General features: G+C 64.6%; 15 protein-coding genes. 6 read left to right on the top strand and 9 right to left on the bottom strand.

From position 1 onward, the window contains the following. Positions 1-29: 29 nt before the first annotated feature. The 8 genes from ABMA46_RS15490 to ABMA46_RS15455 form a co-directional block, all read right to left on the bottom strand. Positions 30-1,394, bottom strand: a complete 1,365-nt coding sequence (locus ABMA46_RS15490; RefSeq protein ID WP_349000638.1) for an MmgE/PrpD family protein — start codon at positions 1,392-1,394, stop codon at positions 30-32. 76 nt (positions 1,395-1,470) lie between these two features. Continuing rightward, positions 1,471-2,226 carry an SDR family NAD(P)-dependent oxidoreductase gene (locus ABMA46_RS15485; RefSeq protein ID WP_349000636.1) on the bottom strand — a complete coding sequence of 252 codons (756 nt, stop codon included), beginning with the start codon at positions 2,224-2,226 and terminating at the stop codon, positions 1,471-1,473. Beyond that, on the bottom strand, positions 2,223-3,602 hold the full coding sequence (locus ABMA46_RS15480; protein WP_349000634.1) for an MmgE/PrpD family protein: 1,380 nt from the start codon (positions 3,600-3,602) through the stop codon (positions 2,223-2,225). Before ABMA46_RS15480 ends, ABMA46_RS15485 begins: the two co-directional genes overlap by 4 nt. Next, positions 3,599-5,110, bottom strand: coding sequence for a tripartite tricarboxylate transporter permease (locus tag ABMA46_RS15475; RefSeq protein WP_349000633.1), 1,512 nt, complete (start codon positions 5,108-5,110; stop codon positions 3,599-3,601). The genes ABMA46_RS15480 and ABMA46_RS15475 overlap by 4 nt, the downstream gene beginning before the upstream one ends. 12 nt (positions 5,111-5,122) lie before the next feature. After that, positions 5,123-5,611 (bottom strand): tripartite tricarboxylate transporter TctB family protein, encoded by a 489-nt coding sequence (locus ABMA46_RS15470; RefSeq protein ID WP_349000631.1) that lies wholly within the window; start codon positions 5,609-5,611, stop codon positions 5,123-5,125. 58 nt (positions 5,612-5,669) lie between these two features. After that, positions 5,670-6,623, bottom strand: a complete 954-nt coding sequence (locus ABMA46_RS15465) for a Bug family tripartite tricarboxylate transporter substrate binding protein (RefSeq protein ID WP_349000630.1) — start codon at positions 6,621-6,623, stop codon at positions 5,670-5,672. Between the two features lie 26 nt (positions 6,624-6,649). After that, positions 6,650-7,369 carry an FCD domain-containing protein gene (locus ABMA46_RS15460; RefSeq protein ID WP_349000629.1) on the bottom strand — a complete coding sequence of 240 codons (720 nt, stop codon included), beginning with the start codon at positions 7,367-7,369 and terminating at the stop codon, positions 6,650-6,652. Between the two features lie 409 nt (positions 7,370-7,778). Beyond that, entirely contained in the window at positions 7,779-8,318 is a 540-nt protein-coding gene (locus ABMA46_RS15455; protein ID WP_349000628.1) for a TetR/AcrR family transcriptional regulator, read from the bottom strand. A gap of 175 nt (positions 8,319-8,493) precedes the next feature. Between ABMA46_RS15455 and ABMA46_RS15450 the strand changes: the two genes are divergently transcribed. Next, positions 8,494-9,714 (top strand): efflux RND transporter periplasmic adaptor subunit, encoded by a 1,221-nt coding sequence (locus ABMA46_RS15450; RefSeq protein ID WP_349000626.1) that lies wholly within the window; start codon positions 8,494-8,496, stop codon positions 9,712-9,714. Then, a complete protein-coding gene (locus ABMA46_RS15445) occupies positions 9,711-12,797 on the top strand; it encodes an efflux RND transporter permease subunit (RefSeq protein WP_349000625.1) in 3,087 nt (1,028 codons plus the stop codon). The genes ABMA46_RS15450 and ABMA46_RS15445 overlap by 4 nt, the downstream gene beginning before the upstream one ends. 66 nt (positions 12,798-12,863) lie before the next feature. On the opposite strand, the gene ABMA46_RS15440 is transcribed toward ABMA46_RS15445, so the two are convergent. Further along, complete coding sequence (locus ABMA46_RS15440; protein ID WP_349000623.1) at positions 12,864-13,337, bottom strand: VOC family protein; 474 nt, start codon at positions 13,335-13,337, stop codon at positions 12,864-12,866. Between the two features lie 260 nt (positions 13,338-13,597). On the opposite strand from ABMA46_RS15440, the gene ilvD reads away from it, so the two are divergent. The 4 genes from ilvD (at position 13,598) to ABMA46_RS15420 (ending at position 18,255) form a co-directional block, all read left to right on the top strand. After that, complete coding sequence (gene ilvD, locus ABMA46_RS15435) at positions 13,598-15,433, top strand: dihydroxy-acid dehydratase (RefSeq protein WP_349000622.1); 1,836 nt, start codon at positions 13,598-13,600, stop codon at positions 15,431-15,433. 160 nt (positions 15,434-15,593) lie between these two features. Then, positions 15,594-16,877 (top strand): amidohydrolase family protein, encoded by a 1,284-nt coding sequence (locus ABMA46_RS15430; protein WP_349000621.1) that lies wholly within the window; start codon positions 15,594-15,596, stop codon positions 16,875-16,877. A gap of 121 nt (positions 16,878-16,998) precedes the next feature. Beyond that, positions 16,999-17,250, top strand: a complete 252-nt coding sequence (locus tag ABMA46_RS15425; protein WP_425475757.1) for a hypothetical protein — start codon at positions 16,999-17,001, stop codon at positions 17,248-17,250. An 87-nt stretch (positions 17,251-17,337) separates the two neighbouring features. Then, positions 17,338-18,255 (top strand): DMT family transporter, encoded by a 918-nt coding sequence (locus ABMA46_RS15420; RefSeq protein WP_349000619.1) that lies wholly within the window; start codon positions 17,338-17,340, stop codon positions 18,253-18,255. Positions 18,256-18,267: the final 12 nt, after the last annotated feature.

The following is an 18,267-nucleotide window of genomic DNA, read 5'->3' as shown; positions in this document are numbered from 1 at the left end:
CCTCATCCAAGAGTCGAAACCGGACCGACTTACTCGGCGTCTGCATCGCCACGGGCATGCCCTGCCCCCGCGCGCGCTATCTCGGAGACGTCGGCAAGGCTCTCGATCCCGCGCGCCACGGAAACCAGCCTGTCGGTTGCCGGTGCGCCGATCACGCCGGTGGCGAGCCGACGGAACTTCTGTTCCAGATCGGCGTCGCTCATCGGACGCTCCAGGCTGCCGATCGCGTGTTCGACATGGCGCGTCAGGACCTGACCGGATTTCATCATGATCCGCACGACCACTTCGTCCTCGCGGATATCTGGGTTGGCCGTCGCCGTCACCCGATCGCGCAGGGACACGACATCGGGATCGCGAACGGAAGCGTCGGAATATTCCTCCTCGCCCGCCGCGCCGTGGATGACGGCGACGGCGGCCGAATGATAGACGCTGAACTTGCCTTCGAGCCCGCGCTGAGGCGTCTTCTTTCCCGTCAGTTCGAGGACGAGCGGATGCACGTCGAGCTCGATCTTCTCGATGTCGCCGGCCTTGAGGCCATGCTCGTTGCGCAACTGGATGCAGCCGTCGATGGCGGGATGGATGACGATGCCGCAGGCAAACGGCTTGTAGGTGTTGAGCGCGATCTCGAAGCGCTCGCCCAGACCATCCACGATCTCGCCGAAATCGCGTTCCGTGGACATCACATGCGCGAAACCGCGCGGTGCTTCCAGGACGCGATCCGAGCTGGTGAACCCCTTTTGCGCAAGCAGCGCCGCGGACAGCCCGTTCTGCGCCGCCCGTCCCGGATGGAAGCTCTTGCACATGGTGCCGAACATCTCGCGGAACCCGGAAGACTGCGTGCCGGCGATGCCGAGCGCCCATGTCATCTTCTGCTCGTCCAGGCCCAGAATCTTGCCGACCGCCGCGGCGGCCCCGAATACGCCCGCCGTTCCGGTGATGTGCCAGCCGATATCGTAATGCGCGGGATAGACGGCATTGCCGATCCTGCACTCGACCTCGACGCCAAGGACGAAGGCGTGGAGGAAATCGGCCCCGGAAACCTTCCTGTATTCCGACAGCGCCAGGATGGCCGAAGCCACCGGGCCGGCCGGATGGATGATCGTCTTGAGATGGGTGTCGTCGAAATCGAACACGTGGCTCGAAATGCCGTTGAGCAGCGCGGCGTTGAGGATGTCGATACGCTCGCCGCGCCCGAGCAGAGTGGCCTGTTGCGGGCCGGCGAAGGGCCGCAGCGCGGACAGCGCGCGATCGACCGTCTCGTGGACGGAACCGCCGACGGCGCAGCCCAGCCAGTTGAAGAAGGAGCGGACCGCCTCCTTGCGGACTGCCTCCGGCAAGTCGCCGGCCTTTGCATTCACCAAGTAGCGGGAAAAGGTTTTGGTGACCTCGTTCACTGGATATTCCTTCCTGGATATGATGGAGCGGTTCCCTGGGAGGATGGTTGGCCTTGCCAACGACTGCCGCGCATTGTCATGAAAAATAGGCGCCGCCGTTCGCCTGGATGGTCTGCCCCGTGACGTAGCGTCCATCCGGGCCGGCCAGGAATCGCACGAGAGCGGCGATCTCCTGCGGCTTGCCGCGCCGGCCGGTCAATGTGGAATGGACCGCGTGATGGCTCGGAGAACCCGGCGCGCTGCGCCCGCGCACGGTGTCGATCAGGCCGGGCGACACGCAATTGACGGTTATTCCTCCGCCGGCAAGTTCATGGGCGAGCGCGCGGGTCAGGCCGACAAGCCCCGATTTCGCCGCGACCACATGCGCCCGGTTGGACGCGCCCGTATGCGCCGACAGGCCACCGATGTTGACGATGGAAGCCATGTCCGAGGCCATGAGATGGGGAAGCGCGGCCTTCGCCATCAGGAAGGGCCCGTCGAGAATGATCGCCATCACCTCGCGCCATTCCGCAAGGTCCAGGTCGGCGAGCGGTGTTTCGCGGCGAACGGCCGCATTGTTGACGAGACAGTCGAGCCGGCCGAACGCTTCCACCGCAACGTCGGCCAGCGCCTTTGCCTCGGCGGGGTTCGTCACGTCGGCGAGCCTGGAGACCGCTCTTCCGCCCTGCGCCCTGATCTCCGCGGCGACGGATTCCGCTTCCTCCGACGAACTGCGCGCATTGACCACCACGGCAGCGCCCTCTCGCGCCAGCTCGAGCGCGATCGCGCGACCGATGTTGCGGGATGCGCCGGTGACGACGGCGACCCGGTTCTCCAGGCTGCGTGCGCTCACTTGCGGAACTCCGCCAGACGGCCGAGGTCGTGCGCCTGGAAAATCTCGCGCGAATAGGAAAGGAAGGCTTCGGCTGTCGAGTCATCCCAGCCGCCGTAGCGGGCGTTGTCGCGGAACTTGTCCTCCACCTCCCGCCCCGTCAGCGGCGCATGCCGCCCGCCGCGCATATGGGGCTGCTGAAATTCGCGGACCGAGCCGTCGGCCAGGGTGGCGACAAGCTTGCCGGTGAAATTGTTGGGATATTGGTCGTCGGGATCGACGACGTAGCGGATCTTCGCGGCGAGCTTTCGCACCGCCGGATCGGCGATCCGCTCTTCGGTGAACTGCGCCAGGCCCGCCTTCCGGTCGAAGAATCCCAGCGCCATGCAGATGGGCGTGGAGAACTTCGCCGCATAGGGCGTCTGCGGCGCATGCTTGACCGCGAGCGGCTCCCACAGCCGATGGACGGTGCCTTCCCCGACCGGGCATAGAATATCGACGATCTGGTCGGCCTCGACGCCGCTTTCGGCCAGCTTGACGGCGCAATCGATGAAAGGTTGCGTCATCGTCCCGCATGCATAGGGCTTGAAGGCGATCGTCTCGGTCAGCCAGTTGCTGCCCAGACCGTCCATCAGCGGCGTGAAATCTGGCTCCCTGGAGGGCGCGAAGGCCTTGAAGAAGCCATGGACGCCCTCGAAGACCGTGCGCGGGCCGAGAAAGCCGCCGCGCGCCATCAGCGCCGCCCGGATACCCGACTGTGCGGCGAACCCGGCATGCACGCGTTTCGTCCAGGTGCCCTCAGCCAGATACTCGATGATGCCCGCCGCCATGCTGGCGGCGATACCCAGCGCCGAAGCCGTGGATCGCCTGTCCATGCCAAGCGCCGCCGACACCGCCCCTGCCGCCGCCACGGCGCCGATCACCGCAGTCGGATGGAAGCCCGCCTTGTGGATGGCCTTCGGCGCGACCAGGCTCAGCCGGCACAGCAGTTCGACGCCGGCCGCCATGCCGACAAGCAGCCTCTCGCCGCCCAGGCGCTCGCGTTCACAGACGGCCAGAACGGCCGGCACGATGACGGCGCCGGAGTGCACAGGTCCGCCTTCGAACGTGTCGTCGTAGTCCTCGCCGTGGGCGGCGGTGCCGTTGACCAGCGCGGCGCTGAACGTATCGAGAGCCTGCGCGTGGCCTATGGCGGTGGCCGATCCCGGCTCGCCGGAGCCGAGGGCAGCCGAAACATAGAGTTCCGAGCGTGCCGCCACCGCGAGGCCGGCCACATCGACGATCAGCTTGCGCGACATTTCCACGACGCCCGGCGGCAGATCGTCCGACGACAGTTCGACCAGCCAGTCGGCCAGCCTGGTGGCAATTGCAGGTGTTCCAATGTCCACGATCGTCATGCCTTTTCTTGTTCGGATTTTTGTCGCGTGCGCCCGTGCCTGCGCAGCTCGCCGACATGCCGCAGCAGCGATCCGGCGAGGAACAGGAAGGCGACGCCAAGGAGCCCCGCCGAAATCGGATCCCGCAGGAAGGTCATGTAGTCGCCGTCCGAGAGCACGAGCGCGCGCCGGAAGTTCGATTCGACCAGAAAGCCCAGCACGACACCCAGCACCATGGGCAGGAACGGCAGCCGGAAATAGCGCATGGCATATCCCAGCCCGCCGAATGCCAGCACGATCCCGACCTGGAAAAGGCTGGTCTCGATCGCATAAACGCCGGAGACGACGAGCGCGAAGATGAAGGCCATCAGGTAGGATTTCGGGCGGTTCACCATCCAGATGCAGGGCGGCATGAACAGATACCCCACCAGGATCAGGGCGACGATGCTGACCCCGAGCCCGAAATAGAGATCGCGCACGATATCGGCATGCTGGACGAACAGCATGGGTCCTGGAATGAGGTTCTGGATCAGGAAGCCGCCGAGCAGCACCGCGGTCGAATTCGTGCCGGGGATTCCCAGGCTGAGCATCGGGATCAGCGCCGTTTTCGAAACCGCGGTGTTGGCGGTTTCCGGGGCCGCGATGCCTTCGGGCGAGCCGTGGCCGAACTCCTCCTTGCGCCGCGACCATCGCCGCGCCTCGTTGTAGGACAGGAAGGCGGCGACCGTGCCGCCGGCGCCGGGCGTGCAGCCTTCGATGAGGCCGACGACGGCGCCGATCGCCTGCGCCGGCCAGATGCGCTTCCATGTCGCCGGGCTCGGAAACTTGAGCCGCGCGGTGCCGGCATCGGCCTTCTCCCAGGGCGGCTCGCTGGCGCTGGTCATGAGCTCGCTGACCGCATAAAGGCCGACCAGGACGAGGATCGGCGCTATGCCCGACAGAAGCTCGGGGCTGCCGAAGGTGAAGCGGTTCAGGCCGGTGACGGGATCGGTGCCGATGGCGGCGATCATCAGCCCCAGCACGGCGGCGATCAGGCCCTTGATCAGGCTCTCTCCGGCCAGCGAACCGATGACGCTGAGCCCCAGCATGCCGAGTGCGAAATAGGAGCTCGGTTTGAACGCGAGCGCGATGCGCGACAGCGGTTCCGTCAAAAGAACCAGCATGATCAGCCCGAAGGTTCCGCCGATCACGCCCGAATAGAGGGAAATGCCGAGCGCCTCGCCGGCCTTGCCCTGCTGCTTCATCGCATAGCCGTCGATGACGGTCGCCGCCGCGGCGTTGGTGCCCGGCGTGCGGATCAGGATCGCGGGAATGGAGCCGCCATATTCGGCGCCGAAATAGGTGGACGCGAGCAGGACCACCGCCGAAGACGAATGCATCCCGTAGGTGAACGGAAGAAGCAGCGCCATCGTGATCGAGGGCGAGATGCCCGGCAGCGCGCCGCCGACAATGCCCCAGGCGACTCCGAGGATAGCCGCCGGCACCAGCGGCGTCGTGAACGTCATGTCCCAAAGGGTCTGGAAATCCATCGCGAGCAGCCCCTAGATGAAATGCGGCCAAAGGCCGGCCGGTTCGGCGATTTCGAGGACTTCCACGAAGATGACCCAGAAGCCGAGGGCTCCCGCGATCGCCGTGGGAACGAGCCAGCGCATGAAGGCGCGCTCCTGATACCAGGCGACGGCGACGATCAGCAGGGCGATCGAGACGACATAACCCGCCCAGGGCAGGATGACGACGTAGCCAGCTCCAAGCGCGAGCATTCCGAAAGCACGCCTGGCGTCCTCCCAGTCGCGCCTGCCGGATTTGGCCTGCGGCGCGTCGGCCCCATCGGCATGTTCCTTGCGCCATTTCATCAAGCCGCTGCCGACGAGCAGCAGGGAGAGGATGGCCAAGGCGATGCCATAGGCTTCGGGCAGGCCTTGCGGCCCGACCGCGTCGGCCAGCATGCTTTCGGGAATCGCGGCGGCCGTCAGATAGTAGGCCACCGCGAAGACAAAGGTCCCGCACCCGCAGACGATATCGCGGTTCATGGATTTCCCCGGATTGGACGACCCCGGCCCGGCGAAACCGGGCCGAAGCCGCCGAGCATTAGTGAATGACGCCGGATTCCCTCAGGAAGCTTTCGGTGTCGGCACCGAACTTGGCCATGAACGCCACGTATTCGTCGTGCTTCATGAAGCCTTCCTGGAGATTGTTCTCGGTCCAGATCTTCTTGTATTTCGGGTCTTCGAGCAGCTTCGGTATAGCGGCCTCCCAGGCTGCGATGACTTCCGGCGGCGTATTCTTGGGGCCGGCAAGCCCCCGGAATTTCAACCCCGAAACGTCGATCCCCTCTTCCTTCGCGGTCTTGAGGTCCGGAAACTGGTCGAGGCGCTTGTCGCCCAGCACCGCGAGCATGCGCAGCTTGCCGGCCTCGAGCTGGGCGCGGATTTCCTCGACCTCTCCCACACCGACGTCGAGCGTGTGGTTGAGCACGTTGATCTGCATGTCGCCGCCGCCCTCGAACGTGACGATCGAGGCATTGGCGCCTGTCTTCTGCTTCATCTGCTCAAGCAACTGGCGCTCCAGCGAGGCCGGGTTGGCGGCGCCCCATTTGCCGCGGCCTTCCTTGGCGGCGGCGATCACGTCCGGCAGCGATTTGAAGTCCGAGTCCGCGGCGGTGTAGACGACCTCGGGGTCGTAGAACACGTTCACCAGCGGCTCGAGGTCCTTGTACGTGGCCTCGGGCTGGCTGAGCAGCGAGGTGTAGATAAAGGTCGGCGTGGTGGCATAGAACTCCCCGCCGTCAGGGGTGGAATGCGCCACCTCCGCCATGGCCTTGGCGCCCGAGCCGCCGGTGACGTTCTCGACGACCAGCTTGGGCCCCAGATAGGGCTGGAGATAAGGAACCATCTCGCGCAGGAACACGTCGCTGCCGCCGCCGGGGCTCGAATGGGTTATCAGCTTGACGACAGGCGCGGGATAATTCTCCTCAGCCTGCACGGCCGAAGCCAGCAGCAGGGCCGATATGGCTGCGCCGGCAAAGATGCCTCGAGTGAACATAGTTTTCCTCCCTTTCTTATCCTGTTCTAGGAACTTCCAACCGCGATCCTGGAATGGCCGTCATCCTGCAGCGCGGCAAAGCCCCCGGCTTCATCGACCGCAAGCATGCGCGCCTTGGCATTCTGGACGTGCCGGTAGGCGGCCTCGAAGGAGGCGACCTCGTTTCTTGTCCGCAAAGCATCGACGATGGTGCGATGCTCCGCATTGGAGACGGCGAGACCGCCGCCCTGGAGCAGGCCACGCGCCCGGAACAAATGAAGCTCCTTGATGAGCCCCTTGCACTCGTCAATCAGCCGATCGTTTCCGGACAAAGCCAGAATCTTCTGATGAAACTGCAGGTTCAGCGGGTAATAACGGTCGATAGACTGGCCGGCAGCGACTTCCATCCTCTCCAGGAGGTCGTCCAGGGCGGCGAAATCGTCGTCGCTCACACGCATCGACGCCAGCCGCGCGGCAAGCCCGAACAGTCCCGCGCGAAGATCATAGAGCTGCCCTGCTTCATCGCGGGTGACCGTGCGGACGAAGACCCCGCGATTGGGAATCAGTTCCAGCAGCCCTGTCTCGGCCAAGGCCCGGCAAGCCTCCCGGATCGGTCCCCTGCTGACATTGAAACGGGCGGCCAGCGCATTCTCGTTCAATCTGTCGCCGCTGCGGAACGAGCCCGAAAGAACCAGATGCTCGATCTCCGTGCGAAGCACGCTGGTGATCGACTGAAACCTGAGAATGTCGAGTTCGGGATTTGCCACACGGATCTCGCTGGGCTGATTTTGTCATTCGTAGATCGTAGATCGCAAATTGTCAACGATTTACATTGCAAAATCATCGGAAGGCCGGTTGTCCGGCGCGAACAGGAGAAGGAACGGCTTCCGCAATCCGCGCCCGCCCTTTGATTTCAATGAGTTATCTCGCGCCGCACACCGTTCCTTGCGCGCCCGCTCGCCCGATCGTGTTCAGGCCTTCGCTCGCACAGGTCTCACACGTTTCGGCCAGGTCCGGACGAATGGCTGTCTTGCGAAACCGCTAGCGGCGGTGATCGGACGAGGCCACAATCCTCGTGCCGGTCGTCATCTTGCCGCGACGAAGTCTTGCCAAGCTCGGTCACGAACCATGACGCATATCCGGCGGGACGAGGTGATTTCGGCCGGCTCGCTTCAACTAGCGGGCTCGCTCGGCGATCTCGAGCAGCGATTCAAGAAGCAGATTCTGCTCGGAGCCCGACAGGATGTCGAAGTCGAAAAGGTTCATGCTGCGCAGCCCTTCGATCGCCAGATAGCAGATCAGAACTGAGCGCAGGTCGCCCGTGTCTTCCTTCAGACGAGAGAAAAGCTGTCGATGAAATGCCCTGAGCGGCGACAGGAAGTCCGGATCCTCGGCAATCGCGGAGAAGATCCAGTCGGCCTTGTCCGCCTTCTTGTTCTCGCATTCGTCGAGCGCGCGCTTCACGAATGCCGCGAGGAGTCCTTCGCCATCAGCCTGCGCATCGGTCAAGGACGACTGGAACTCCGCAAGGTAATGTTCCACCAGAGCCTGCATGAGCCTGGCCTTGCTGGGGAAATTGTAGAGAAGACCGCCCTTGGAGACGCCGGCGCGCGCCGCGACGGCATCGAGGGAAAGGTTCCCCGGACCGCTTTCGCGCGCCACATCGGCCGCGGCGGCGAGGATTTTCTCGCGCGAATTGCCTTTTCGAACCTTCAATCACGCCTCCCCTGCGCCCTTCCATAAGCGTAAGCGCAATTGACAAGACCGTCCAGACGGTACAGTAAAGGTTTTGGCATGTGAAGTCAGCAGAGCCCCTGGCATGCGACGACAACACTTCCCACATGCTGCCAGTCAGGCTATCCGACAGCTTGTCGCTCGAGGGGACTTTTTCGTGATTAAGCGCTTTATCATCGCCTTCATCCTGCTTGTGCTTGTCGTCGGCGGAATCGTGGGCTTCAACATTTTCCGCGATAACGCCATCAAGCAGTACTTCGCCACCATGAAGCAGCCGCCGTCGACCGTGTCGACGGTCGAGGTCAAGCCGATGGACTGGGCGCCCGGCATCGAGGCGATCGGCACCGTGAGCGCCGTGCGTGGCGTCGACCTCACTGTCGAGACCACGGGCATCGTCAAGGACATCGCCTTCCATGCCAACCAGAAGGTGGAGGCAGGCTCGCTGCTCTTGCAGCTCGACGACGAGGTGGAGCGCGCCGACCTGGATTCCGCCAAGGCACAGGCCGCGGTCGACCAGCTCGCGCTGAAGCGCGCCCAGGAGTTGCAGAAACGCGGCGTGGGGTCAGACTCCACCCTGGACAATGCCCAGGCCCAGGCGGCAGCCTCCGCCGCGCAGGTCGCCAAGCTCCAGGCCGTGCTCGACCAGAAACAGATCACGGCGCCGTTCGCCGGCACCGCCGGCATCCCCAAGATCGACCTCGGCCAGTATCTGGCGCCGGGAACGGCGGTGGTGACGCTGCAGGACCTCGACACGATGCGCGTCGACTTCACCGTGCCCGAGCAGCAGTTTCCGATGCTCAAGATCGACCAGCCGGTGAAAATCGGCATGAGCGACGACGACCTTCCGTTCACCGGCAAGATCAAGGGCATCAACCCCAAGATCGACCCGACGAGCCGGCTGGTGTCGGTGCGGGCCGAAGTGGCCAACCCCGACGGCAAGCTGACGCCCGGCCAATTCGCGCAGGTGCGGGTGGAGCTTCCCAAGGAAGACGGCGTGCTGGCGGTTCCGCAGACGGCGCTGACATCCAGCCTCTACGGCGATTACGTCTTCGTCGTCGAGCCCGCCAAGTCGAAGGACAAGCCGGCCGCCGCCGATGAAAAGGATGCGGCGAAGCCGGCAGACGACAGCGCCAAGCCGGAGGCCGACGCCGCAAAACCGGCCGAGGGCGATGCAAGCAAGTCCGACCTCGTCCTGTCGCAGGTGTTCGTCACCACGGGCCGCCATGACAAGGACCTGATCGAGATCGTGAAGGGCATCAAGGCCGGCGACCAGGTCGTCACGGCCGGGCAGAACCGGCTGTTCAACGGCATGTCCGTCGTGGTCGACAACACGATCGATCCTTCCAAGCCGCCCAAAGAGCAGGCCGCCCGGCAATGAGCATTTCCGATCTTTTTATCCGTCGCCCGGTCCTGTCGACGGTCTTTGCCTGCCTGCTGCTGCTCGTCGGCTTCCAGGGCATCTTCAACCTGTCGATCCGGCAATATCCGGAGGTCGAGGAAACCGCGATCACGGTCACCACGGCCTATCCCGGCGCCAGCGCGGACCTGATCCAGGGCTTCATCTCGGCCCCGATCGCGCGCGCCGTCGCCTCGACGGAAAACATCGACTACGTCACCTCCAAGAGCAGCCCCTCGACCAGCGTCGTGACCGTGCAGATGAAGCTCGGCTCCGATCCGGACGCGGCGGTGACCGAGGTCCTGTCCAAGGTGCAGGGCGTACGCGGCACGCTGCCTGAAGACGCCAAGGATCCGGTCATCGTCAAGGGCACCGGCCAGTCGTTCGCGATGATGTACATCTCGATGCAGAATCCGAACATGACGAAGGAGCAGCTCACCGAGTACATTGAGCGCGTCGTGCGGCCCCGCATGACCACGGTGGAAGGCGTCGCCGATGTGCAGATCTTCGGCGCCGCCGACTATTCCATGCGCATCTGGATCGACCCGATCAAGCTCGCGGCGCGCGGCATGACCGCCACCGACGTGCTGACGGCGGTGAACAATTCCAACTTCCTGTCGGCGCCCGGCAAGGTGGAGAACGAGTACACCGTCTCTTCGATCACCGTGCGTTCGACGCTGCAGACCCCCGAGGCGTTCGGGCAGCTGCCGCTGCGCACCACCGACGACGGCAGCGTGGTGCGCCTGCGCGACGTGGCCACGATCGAACTGGCGGCCGAGAGCACCGACACAAGGGTGAGCTTCAACGGCAAGCCCGGCACGTTCCTTGCCATCTTCCCGACGCCGGCAGCCAACCCGCTGACGACGGCGGCGGCGATCACCAAGCTGGTGCCGGTGATCCAGGAAACCCTGCCGAAGGGAATGACGATCGAGATCGTCTACGATTCCACCGAGCAGATCAGCGCGTCGATCGACGAAGTGTTCAAGACCATCGGCGAGGCCGTCGCCATCGTCGTGGTGGTCATCCTGCTGTTCCTCGGGTCGTTCCGATCCGTGCTGATGCCGATCGTCACCATCCCGCTGTCGCTGATCGGCGTCTGCTTCATCCTGTTCGCGGTGGGCTATTCGATCAACCTCTTGTCGCTGCTGGCCATGGTGCTCGCCATCGGCCTGGTCGTCGACGACGCCATCGTGGTGGTGGAGAACATCCACCGGCACATGGAAGAGGACCACATGTCGCCCATGCAGGCGGCGTTCAACGGCATGCGCGAAATCTCCTCCGCCATCATCGCCATGACGCTGACGCTGGCGGCGGTGTTCGCGCCGCTGGCCTTCACCGGCGGCCTGACGGGCGCGCTGTTCCGCGAATTCGCCATGACGCTGGCCGGGTCGGTCGTCCTGTCGGGCATCATCGCCATCACGGTCACGCCGATGATGTCGGCGCGCATCCTGAAGGCCGGAGCGCCCGGCCGCTTCCAGCGCATTGTCGACGGCACCTTCAGCCGCGTCGAGCATGTCTACGAGCGGCTGGTTTCGGGATCGCTGAAATATCGTCCCGTCACGCTGATGATCGTGATCGCGCTGATTGCGGTGACCGGCTTCATGTTCACCAAGACGTCCAGCGAGCTGGCGCCCGAGGAAGACCAGGGCTTCCTGCTGTCGCTGGTGACGGCGCCGCGCTACGCGACCTCGGACTACACCGAGACATACGTCAACCAGATCCTCGGGCTGGTGCAGGACATTCCCGAGACGCGCGCCGTATTCTCGGCCACGGCCTTCGGCGCCGACACCAACAGCGCCTTCGTCGGCTTCGCCTTCAAGGACTGGGCTGAACGCACCCGCAACTCGAAGGAGTTGCAGGCCGACATCCAGAACAGGCTGACCCATGTGGCGGGCGTGCAGGCCTTCGTCTTCGCTCCGCCCACCCTGCCGGGTTCCGGCGGCGGTCTGCCGGTCTCGATGGTGGTCCGTTCGACCGGCGATCCGGCCGAGGTCTACGAGGCCGCCGAGGAGATCAAGAACAAGGCACAGGCTTCCGGCCGCTTCATCGTCGTGCAGGATTCGATGGCGTATGACGCGCCGCAGGTGACGGTGACAATCGACCGCGACCGCGCCGCCGCGCTCAACATCCCGATCGCCGATATCGGCCGCACCCTGACCCTGCTGGTCGGCGGCGCCGAGGTCGCGCAGTTCGACCGCGATTCCAACAGCTACGATATCATTCCCCAGGTGCCGAAGAACTTCCGCAACAATCCGGAGAAGCTCGCCCAGTATTTCGTGCGCAGCGCCGCCGGCGACATGGTGCCGCTTTCGGCAGTCGTGAAGGTCTCGACCAACGCCTCGCCGGCGGCGATCGAACAGTTCAACCAGTTGAACTCCGCCACGATCACCGCGCTGCCGGTACCCGGAGTGACGACGGGAACCGGCCTGCAGACGCTCGAGGACATCGCCCACGAGAGTCTGCCGGACACGTTCTTCATCGACTATTCCGGCCAGTCGCGCCAGGAAAAGGAGCAGGGCAACACGATCCTGATCGCCTTCGCGGCCGCCGTGGTGGTCATCTACCTGGTGCTGGCGGCGCAGTTCGAAAGCTTCCGCGATCCGCTCATCATCATGATGGCGGTGCCGCTGTCGATCTTCGGCGCCATCGTGCCGCTGAACCTCGGGCTCGGCACGCTGAACATCTATACGCAGGTGGGTCTCATCACACTGATAGGCCTCATCACCAAGCACGGCATCCTGCTGGTCGAGTTCGCCAACCAGCAACGAGAGATGCACGGGATGCGGCGGCGCGAAGCCATCGTCGCATCCGCCAAGGTGCGCCTGCGGCCGATCCTGATGACCACCGCCGCCATGGCGCTGGGCGTCCTGCCGCTGATCACGTCGAGCGGCGCGGGTGCGGCCGCGCGCTATTCGATGGGCCTGGTCATCTTCACCGGCATCCTGGTCGGCACGATGTTCACCCTGTTCGTGGTGCCGATGTTCTACACCTTCATCGCCTCGAAGGATCTGCCGCAGCACGCGGAGAAGCCGGATCCGACCCTGATGCCGGCGCTGCCGGACTGACGGGCAAACATCAAAAAACGGCGGAGCAGGTCTCCGCCGTTTTTGTTTCAGCCGAGGCCGAAACGATCAGCCCCGAGCGGCTTCCTCGATCTTGGCGACGTCGATCTTGACCATCTTCATCATCGCCTGCATCACCCGCGCGGCTTTTTCCTTGTCGGGATCGTTGAGGAGGCGCGGCAGGATTTCCGGCACGATCTGCCAGGAGACGCCGTAGCGATCGACCAGCCAGGAACAGGCGACGCCCCTGCCCTTGCCGTCGATCAATCTGTCCCAGTATTCGTCCACTTCGGCTTGATCCTTGCATTCGACGGACAGCGATATGGCGTGGTTGAACGGGTCGTCATCGTTGCCGTTGAGCGCCTGGAAGGACTGCCCGAACATCTCGAAGTTCACCATCACGACGCCGCCCTTGGACCTGACGCCGACATCGTCGCTGCGCAGGATCGCTCCCTTCTTGGCGCCGGGGAAGATCGACACATAGAAATCGACGGCCTCCTCGGCTTCTTCCTTGAACCACAGGCACGGGCTGATCTTCTGCATGATTGTCTCCTTGGTATCTCACGGCCGCGCGCTTCGGCGTCCCGGACGGCCGCATCATGCCGCCGTTGCTTCAAGGACGAACGGGCCGCTTTCGTTCCGACACGTCCACGATGCTTTTATTCTCGATACGAACGGCCTGCCGGCATACAGGCAGGCTGGAACAGCACAAAAGCATGGTCACGAGGCCAAGCGGGTTATATAACGCCGTCTCTTCAAGTCAGCCCAGCCGTCCGATGCGGCAAGGCAACAAGGACGATCCGATGCCAGCTTACCGTTCCCGTACAACCACCCACGGCCGCAACATGGCCGGCGCGCGCGGCCTTTGGCGCGCCACAGGCATGAAGGACGGGGACTTCGGCAAGCCGATCATTGCCGTGGTCAACTCCTTCACCCAGTTCGTGCCGGGACACGTGCACCTGAAGGATCTCGGCCAGCTCGTCGCGCGCGAGATCGAGAAGGCGGGCGGCGTCGCCAAGGAATTCAACACCATCGCCGTCGACGACGGCATCGCCATGGGTCATGACGGCATGCTCTATTCGCTGCCGTCGCGCGAGCTGATCGCCGACTCGGTCGAATACATGGTCAACGCCCACTGCGCCGACGCCATGGTCTGCATCTCCAACTGCGACAAGATCACGCCCGGCATGCTGATGGCGGCGATGCGCCTCAACATCCCTGCCGTCTTCGTCTCGGGCGGGCCAATGGAAGCCGGCAAGGTGGTGTGGAAGGACAAGGTCACCGCCGTCGACCTGATCGACGCCATGGTCGCCGCCGCCGACGACAAGGTGTCCGACGAGGAAGTGACGGTGATGGAGCGCTCGGCCTGTCCGACCTGCGGTTCCTGCTCCGGCATGTTCACGGCCAACTCGATGAACTGCCTGACCGAGGCGCTCGGCCTGTCGCTGCCCGGCAACGGCTCGACGCTCGCCACCCATGGCGACCGCAAGCGGCTGTTCGTCGAGGCCGGCCATCTCGTCGTCGACCTCTGCCAGCGCTACTACGAGCAGGACGACGAGAGCGTGCTGCCGCGCAACGTCGCCTCCAAGCCCGCCTTCGAAAACGCCATGAGCCTCGACATCGCCATGGGCGGCTCCACCAACACGGTGCTGCATATCCTGGCCGCCGCAGTCGAGGGCGAGATCGACTTCACGCTGGACGACATCGACCGGCTGTCGCGCCGCGTGCCCTGCCTTGCCAAGGTCGCGCCGGCGAAGTCCGACGTGCATATGGAGGACGTGCATCGCGCCGGCGGCATCTATGCCATCCTCGGCGAACTCGACCGCGCCGGCCTCGTCAACCGCGAGCAGCCGACCGTGCACACGGCCACCATCGGCCAGGCCATCGCGCATTGGGACGTCATGCAGACGAACAGCCAGACCGTGCGCGACTTCTACCTCGCGGCGCCCGGCGGCGTGCCGACGCAGGTCGCCTTCAGCCAGGACCGGCGCTGGGACGAGCTCGACCTCGACCGCGAGAAAGGCGTCATCCGCTCGGCCGAACATCCGTTCTCCAAGGACGGCGGCCTCGCGGTGCTGAAGGGCAACATCGCCATCGACGGCTGCATCGTGAAGACGGCCGGCGTCGATGAATCGATCCTCAAATTCACCGGCCCGGCGGTCGTCTTCGAAAGCCAGGACGCAGCGGTCAAGGGCATCCTCGGCAACGAGGTGAAGGCAGGCGATGTCGTCGTCATCCGCTACGAGGGGCCGAAGGGCGGGCCGGGCATGCAGGAGATGCTCTACCCGACCAGCTACCTGAAGTCGAAGGGCCTGGGCAAAGCCTGCGCGCTGCTGACCGACGGCCGCTTCTCCGGCGGCACGTCCGGCCTTTCCATCGGCCACGTCTCGCCCGAAGCCGCGCTCGGCGGCACGATCGGGCTGGTGCGCAGCGGCGACATGATCGAGATCGACATTCCGAACCGCACCATCCATCTCGCCGTATCGGACAACGAACTGGCCGAACGGCGTGAAGAGCAGGATCGCCTCGGCTGGAAGCCGGCCGAGAAGCGCAAGCGCAACGTGACACAGGCGCTGCGCGCCTACGCCGCCTTCGCCACCAGCGCCGACAAGGGCGCGGTGCGGAAGGTGCCGGAGTAACAACACCTTGCGTCATCCCGGCCAAGGGAGCGATAGCGACCGCGAGCCGGGATCCATTCCGTGACGTTTCGATCGGCCGGAATGGATCCCGGATAGCCGTTTTGCGCTTCGCTTCGAACGCCTTCCGGGATGACGCCGTTGAATGCGAATGGGAGCTTGCATGACCTTCGACATCATCGTGCGCGGCGGGACGCTGCCGGACGGTAAAGTGGCCGACATCGGCATTCGCGGCGAGACGATCACGGCAATCGAACCGCGCCTCGACGCCGAGGCCGGACGGGTGATCGAGGCCGCCGGCAATCTCGTCTCGCCGCCCTTCGTTGATCCGCACTTCCACATGGACGCGACGCTGTCCTACGGCATTCCGCGCATCAACGCGTCCGGCACGCTCCTGGAAGGCATCGCGCTTTGGGGCGAACTGAAGCAGGTCATGACCCTCGAGGAGGTGCGCGACCGCGCGCTCGCCTATTGCGACTGGGCGGTGTCGATGGGCCTGCTTGCCGTCCGCTCCCATGTCGACACATGCGACGACCGCCTGCTCGGCGTCGAGGCGCTTCTGGAGGTGAAGAAGACGGTCGCGCCTTATATCGACCTGCAACTGGTGGCCTTCCCGCAAGACGGTTTCTATCGCTCGCCGAGCGCGCGCGCCAACACGCTCCGCGCGCTCGACATGGGCGTCGACGTGGTCGGCGGCATTCCGCATTTCGAACGCACCATGGCCGATGGCACGCGCTCGGTGACGGAGCTGTGCGAGATCGCCGCGCAGCGCGGCCTTGCCGTGGATATGCATTGCGACGAAACGGACGATCCGCTGTCGCGCCATATCGAGCAGCTTGCCTATGAGACGCAGCGGCTCGGCCTTCAGGGACGCGTGGCAGGTTCGCACTGCACGTCCATGCACTCGATGGACAATTACTACGTCTCCAAATTGCTGCCGCTGATCGCGGAAGCGGATGTCTCGATCATCCCGAACCCGCTCATCAACATCATGCTGCAGGGCCGTCACGACACCTTCCCCAAGCGGCGCGGGCTGACGCGGGTGAAGGAGATGCAGGCGCTGGATATCCGCGTCGGCTGGGGCCAGGATTGCGTGCTCGACCCCTGGTATTCGCTCGGCACCGCCGACATGCTCGACGTCGCGTTCATGGGGCTGCATGTGGCGCAGATGTCCTCGCCCGCCGACATGCGCAGGTGCTTCGACATGGTGACCAACGTCAACGCTGCCATCATGGGCCTCGCCCATCTCGGGCTGGAGATCGGCAAGCGGGCGAGCCTCGTCGTACTCGATGCCGGTAACGCCATCGAGGCGGTACGGCTGAGGCCTGACCGGCTTTGCGTGATTTCACGCGGCAAGGTGGTCGCCGAGCGCGAGAAGCGCGATACGAAGCTGTCGATCGACGGACGCCCTGCAACGATCAACAGGCGGCATCGTTTGCCGGTGTAAAGATGACCTAATTCGTCATCTTTACACAATTGCGCCGCAAACTCGCCTATGTTGGTTGAGCGTCGGATCGAAGCCGGTTTCGGTCCGATGCTCTGGAACGACATGCCTTCGGGAGATTTCGATGATGCGCGTGCCTGTCATCGTCGCCCTTTGTGTCCTGGTCAGCGGCTGCATGACCGCGGAGCAACAGCGCGCGGCCGACGAGGACAGGTGCCGCTCCTACGGGTTCAAACACAGGAACGACGCCTTCGCGGAGTGTCTCCAGCGGCTCGATCTCGACCGCAGGACAGCGCTGCGCCGGGACAGTATCGATCCGTGGTTTGAACCGCGCGTCATATATCGCCCCGTCTTCGTGCCGCGGCCGAAGCCGTAAGTCTGACCCAAGCGATTTCCCTCGCCAGATTCGGAAGGCCGCGCTAAAGGCCGGGTGACCGGACCTGCCGGGAGGACATCGACGGCCATGGCCCGCATCGCCGAGACGCTGACGCTCAGGAACACGCTAGCCGCCGGCATCGTGCTGATGCTGCTCGGCGATTTCATGTTCGCGCTCAACGACGCGCTGGGCAAATGGCTGGTCGTCACCTTCTCGGTCGGGCAGATCCTGTTCGTGCGCTCCATCGGCTCCTTCTTCGTGCTCGCCCCGATGATCGCGCGCAACGGGCCGGGAAAGCTGTTCAGCCGCGAGCGACCGGTGCTGCAGGTGTTGCGAGCCTTCATCACCGCGCTCGAAACCTCGCTGTTCTATGCAGCGGTGGTCTATCTTCCGCTCGCCGACGTGATGAGCTTCTACATGGCGGGACCGATCTACGTGGCGGTGCTGTCGCACTTCTTCCTCGGCGAGCATGTCGGCTGGCGGCGCTGGTCGGCAATCCTGGTCGGTTTCGTCGGGGTGCTGATCATCCTCAAACCCGGCTCGGCGGGGTTGGGCGTAGGCTCGCTGATCGCGCTGGCCGGCTCGCTCGCCTTTGCCATCCTCATCGTCATGACACGCATGCTGCGAGGCGTCAGCGACACCAGCCTCGTCACCTGGCAGACGGTCGCCTCGCTGATCGCCGGCGGCATCATGGCTGTGCGGGCGTGGGCGCCGGCCACAGCGCTCGATATCGGCGCCATGCTGCTGCTCGGCGTCGTCGCCTGCATCGCGCATCTGCTGATCACCCGCGCGCTCAAGCTGGCGCCGGCCTCGATGCTGGCGCCGCTCCACTATACGCTGCTCCTGTGGGCGGCTGTCTTCGGGCTCATCTTCTTCGGCGACGTACCCGGCCCCCGCACGCTCGTCGGCGCGGTGATCGTCGTGCTGGCCGGGCTGTTCATCTTCCATCGGCAGAAGGTGGTCGATACCGTGCCGCCCGAAACCGTGCCGAAAGGTGTCAACTGAGACCCTGCCTCA

This window comes from Mesorhizobium hunchu, from assembly GCF_040081975.1.
GTDB classification, from domain to species: Bacteria; Pseudomonadota; Alphaproteobacteria; order Rhizobiales; family Rhizobiaceae; genus Mesorhizobium; species Mesorhizobium hunchu.
This window is presented reverse-complemented; position numbering and strand designations above follow the sequence as displayed.

Coding starts and splice junctions, on each gene's coding strand:
- ABMA46_RS15480 (WP_349000634.1), bottom strand. CDS start 3,602: ATGACGATCGTGGACATTGGAACACCTGCAATTGCCACCAGGCTGGCC.
- ABMA46_RS15475 (WP_349000633.1), bottom strand. CDS start 5,110: ATGGATTTCCAGACCCTTTGGGACATGACGTTCACGACGCCGCTGGTG.
- ABMA46_RS15470 (WP_349000631.1), bottom strand. CDS start 5,611: ATGAACCGCGATATCGTCTGCGGGTGCGGGACCTTTGTCTTCGCGGTG.
- ABMA46_RS15465 (WP_349000630.1), bottom strand. CDS start 6,623: ATGTTCACTCGAGGCATCTTTGCCGGCGCAGCCATATCGGCCCTGCTG.
- ABMA46_RS15445 (WP_349000625.1), top strand. CDS start 9,711: ATGAGCATTTCCGATCTTTTTATCCGTCGCCCGGTCCTGTCGACGGTC.
- ABMA46_RS15440 (WP_349000623.1), bottom strand. CDS start 13,337: ATGCAGAAGATCAGCCCGTGCCTGTGGTTCAAGGAAGAAGCCGAGGAG.
- ilvD (WP_349000622.1), top strand. CDS start 13,598: ATGCCAGCTTACCGTTCCCGTACAACCACCCACGGCCGCAACATGGCC.
- ABMA46_RS15430 (WP_349000621.1), top strand. CDS start 15,594: ATGACCTTCGACATCATCGTGCGCGGCGGGACGCTGCCGGACGGTAAA.
- ABMA46_RS15425 (WP_425475757.1), top strand. CDS start 16,999: ATGATGCGCGTGCCTGTCATCGTCGCCCTTTGTGTCCTGGTCAGCGGC.
- ABMA46_RS15420 (WP_349000619.1), top strand. CDS start 17,338: ATGGCCCGCATCGCCGAGACGCTGACGCTCAGGAACACGCTAGCCGCC.